3 protein-coding genes are annotated in these 4,446 nt (G+C 24.4%); 2 read left to right on the top strand and 1 reads right to left on the bottom strand.

Annotation, left to right across the window (positions count from 1 at the left end; all coding sequences use genetic code 4):
• Positions 1–54 precede the first annotated feature (54 nt).
• Positions 55–924 (bottom strand): DegV family protein, encoded by an 870-nt coding sequence (locus ACXX87_RS03940; protein WP_458557667.1) that lies wholly within the window; start codon positions 922–924, stop codon positions 55–57.
• 70 nt (positions 925–994) lie between these two features.
• On the opposite strand from ACXX87_RS03940, the gene tyrS reads away from it, so the two are divergent.
• Together tyrS and ACXX87_RS03930 are read left to right on the top strand one after the other, a co-directional pair.
• Positions 995–2,233, top strand: coding sequence for a tyrosine--tRNA ligase (gene tyrS / locus ACXX87_RS03935; RefSeq protein ID WP_436359147.1), 1,239 nt, complete (start codon positions 995–997; stop codon positions 2,231–2,233).
• 7 nt (positions 2,234–2,240) lie between these two features.
• A complete protein-coding gene (locus tag ACXX87_RS03930) occupies positions 2,241–4,370 on the top strand; it encodes a Tex-like N-terminal domain-containing protein (protein ID WP_458559402.1) in 2,130 nt (709 codons plus the stop codon).
• Positions 4,371–4,446: the final 76 nt, after the last annotated feature.

Here is a 4,446-nt window from a genome sequence, read left to right as displayed (position 1 = left end):
ATTGAGAAATTTTTACATAAAATTTATTACACTTCCAACGAACTTCATTTTTTATTACTTTTTAGCAAAAATATTTTTAATTAAATCCAATGATTCATCGCTAATATTAATGATTCCAAAAGCAACAGCTTCTAAACCAGTGTGGATAGCGATAACATTAGGAATATCAAAAAGTTCAATTTTAGAATTTGAATAATTTTCAAATTCTTGTTTAATTTCTTCTATTTCACTATTTCCAGAATGAATAATAACAGTTTTAGTATCTTTAGTTTTAGGTAAATTATCTCAATTTTCTTTATAATAATTGAATAAAGTTTTTCTAAAAATTCTTCCTTTACCTTCTTTTTGCAACATCCCATTTTCTAATTTTATTACAGGAACTATTTTTAATAATTTAGCAATTGAAGCAGCAGAAGGAGATAATCTTCCACCTCTAACTAAGGCATCATTGTATTTAGGAATTAATAAAAATTTTCCAACAAAATCCTCTTCTAATTTAGCAACAGCTAAGTTGAAATCAACACCATTTTTTATATTGTTTTTAAAATTAATGATATCAATTATAGATAGAAGAGTTACTTTATTAGATTCAACAACATAAACTTTTTCTTCATTTTTAAATGAAGTTTTAAAGTTAGAGTATTGAGATGATAAACCTTTACTAATTGGATAAATAATGATTTTATCGTATTTATCTTTAATTTTGTCTACAAGTTCATGTGCAAGACCTAATGGAGTTGCTGAAGTAGAAACTTTTGATTTAAGATTTACATATTTTAAAATTTCACCAGATTCTAAATCTATTCCATCAGCAAATTCTTTTTCATCCACTTGAATGTAAAGTGGTAAAAAATATAAATCCATTGCTTCTGCTTTTTTCTGACTTAATCCTGTAGCGGAATCTATTATAATTGCGATTTTCATACAAAATATTATATAATATTTTTAAAATATTAGTTTATTTTATTTTGTAAAATATTAATAAAGGAGAAAAATGAAAAAAAAATTGGTAGATGATTTGAAAAAACGTGGTATTTTGAAAGATATTACTAATGAAGAAAAATTCATTAATATGAAAGACGATGAATTTATTTATGCTGGTTTTGATCCAACAGCAATTTCCTTACATTTAGGTAACTATATTCAAATTTGTACCCTTTTAAGATTTCAAAAAGCAGGAGTTAAAGTCTTAGCGGTGGTAGGAGGAGCTACAGGAATGATTGGAGATCCTTCCTTTAGATCATCAGATAGAGTTCTTTTATCTGATGATGAAGTTAAAAAAAATAAAGAATCAATAATTAATCAGTTAAAAAAATTCAATTTAGAAGTTTTTGATAATTTAGAAATTTACCAAAACATGAATATTCTAACTTTTTTAAGTACAGTTGGTAAATATTTAAATATAAATTATATGATTTCAAAAGATTCAGTTGCTGATAGATTAGAAAACGGTTTGAGTTTTACAGAATTTTCATACCAATTAATTCAAGGATGAGACTTTAAATATTTATATGAAAATTACAATGTTAAAGGACAATTAGGTGGATCTGATCAATGAGGAAACATCACAACAGGGATAGAAGTTATTAGAAAAGCTTTTGGAGATAACAACAATGCCTTTGGAATAACTACAAATTTACTTACTGATAAAAACAATAAAAAATTTGGAAAATCTACTGGTGGTGGATCATTATGGTTAAAACCTGAATTAACTTCTGCTTATAGTTTATATCAATTTTTACTTGCTTCTGATGATTTAGAAGTCGAAAAATTTTTAAAATGATTAACTTTTTTAAGTTTGGAACAACTTGAAGAAGTAATTCAAAAGCACAATGAAAATAAATCATTCAAATTAGCTCAAAAAACTTTAGCTTTTGAAGTTGTAAAAAATATTCATGGCGAAACTGAAGCAAATAATGCTGTTAAAATAACTAATATTCTCTTTAATAAAGGTGATTTTAAAGAATTGACAATTGAACATATAAATCAATTAAGAAATTCAATTCCTTTTTTCTTACAAACTAAAGATAAGACTATTTCTGATTTATTGATTGAGACTAAAATTTTTAATTCTAAAAGGGAAATGAGAGAATTTATTGCACAGGGAGCTTTAATATTTAATGATAAAAAGATTATGAGCGAAGACGAAAATATAGATTTTTCCCTTTTTGATGGAAAATTTATTTTAATAAAAAAAGGAAAAAAACATTACTTTGTAATTGAGTTTAACTAAGGAAAAAATGAACGAAAAAATTATTAATCAATTAGAAAAAAAACTAAATATTGACTCTAAATATATAAAAAGAGTTCTTGAACTTCTTGAACAGGAAAATACCATTGCTTTTATTTCTAGATATCGTAAAGATTATACAAACGGTTTAGATGAAGTTGAAATAAAAGAAATATACGATTTATATAACTACAATTTAAAACTTGAAGCAAGAAAAGAAAGTATTATAAAAACCTTAACTGAAAAAGAAATTTTAACCGACCAATTAAAAGAAAGTATATTAAAATGCGAAAAAATGGTGGAGTTAGAAAATCTTTATAAACCATACTCAACAGGTAAAAAAACAAAAGCAAATATTGCTATAAGCAAAGGATTAAAGGGATTTGCAACCTTTTTATTATCTTTAAATAGAAAAGTTAATTTTACTAAAGAAGCAGAAAAATATATAAACCCTCAAAAAGAAGTTAATAATGTTACAGATGTAATTGAAGGTGCTAAAGACATAATTGCTGATATTGTAAATAATGATGTTGAAATAAGACAAAAATGAGTAGATTTAATTTATAAATATTCCAAAATAGTAACTAAACTTAAAAATAGAGAAAATGATATAGAAAATAAATATCAAATTTATTACAGTTTTAATAAACCAATTAAATATCTTTTAAGTTACCAAATAATGGCAATAGATAGAGCTACAGAAAAGAAAGTTATTACTAATTCTTTTGAATACAAAAATGATTTTATAACTGAATTCATAGTTAATAAATACACTAAAAAAGTGGAATGAGAAGGAAAACAATATATTGAAGAAGCTGTTAAAAGCGGACTTAAAAGACTTTTGATTCCGAGTGTTGAAAATCAAGTGTATTCCGAATTATTATTAAAATCACAAGAAACAAGTGCAAATATTTTTGCTAAAAATTTAACAAAACTTTTATTACAAAAACCTATTAAAAATAAAATTATTTTAGGTTGAGATCCAGGTTTTGTAAGTGGTTGCAAATTAGCTGTAGTAGATGCTAATAACAAAGTTTTATCAATTGATGTTATTTATCCAACTAAACCAAAAAATAATCAAGATTTAGTTGAAGCAGAAAATAAAATATTGCAATTAATAAAGGATTTTAAGGTAGATTTGATCGCAGTTGGAAACGGAACTGCAAGTTGAGAAAGCATCAACTTTATTTCAAAGTTAATAACAAAACATTCTTTAGAAATAAAATTTATTATAACTTCTGAAGCTGGGGCATCTGTTTATTCTGCATCTAAAGCCGGAATAAAAGAATTTCCAGATTTATCTGTAGAGCAAAGATCAGCAATAAGCATTGCAAGAAGAAATATTGATCCTTTATCTGAATTAATAAAAATTGAAGCAAAAAGTATTGGTGTAGGGCAGTATCAACACGATATACCAGTTAAACTTTTAAATGAGAAAGTTGATTTTGCAATTTCTCAGTGTGTTAATAGTGTTGGTGTAGATATAAATACTGCTTCTGTTGATTTACTTGTGCATATTTCTGGATTAAACCTCAAAACAGCTAAAAATATTGTTTCTTATATTGAAAAAAATAAAAAAATTAACTCTAGACAAGAAATTTTAAAAATTTCTGGAATTAATGAGAAGATTTTTGAACAAGCTGCTGGTTTTTTAAGAGTTAATGAATCAAGTGAATTTTTAGATAAAACTTCAATTCACCCTGATATGTATCAAAAAGCATATAAAATTATGGAATTATATGGTTTATCTATTTTTAATTATGATAAATTCAAAGATCTAAATAATGAACAAGAAATTAATAATATTAAAATTAAATTAAATTTAGAATATTTTGAAATAAAATTAATTCTAGAAAATCTTTCTAATCCTCTTCGTGATTTTAGAGATGACTTAGATGATCCTATTTTAAGAAATAATATAGTTAATAAAGATGAGTTAGAAAAAGGTATGATTTTTAAAGGAATAATTAGAAACATTACTGAATTTGGTGCTTTTATTGAGATAGGATTAAAAGATGATGTTTTCTTACATTCTTCTAAATATCAAGAAAATCAAATTAATATCAATCAAGTTGTAGAAGTGGAAATTAGTGATATTAATCAGGAAAATGGCAATGTTGCTGTAAATTTAGTAAATTAAAATTCAAGTAATTAAACTTGAATTGCTTAATTGTAAGATCAAGTGCACCACTTTAAAGTAAAATTTAAAGTATGGG

The organism is Mycoplasma sp. 613B (assembly GCF_054343485.1).
This window is presented reverse-complemented; position numbering and strand designations above follow the sequence as displayed.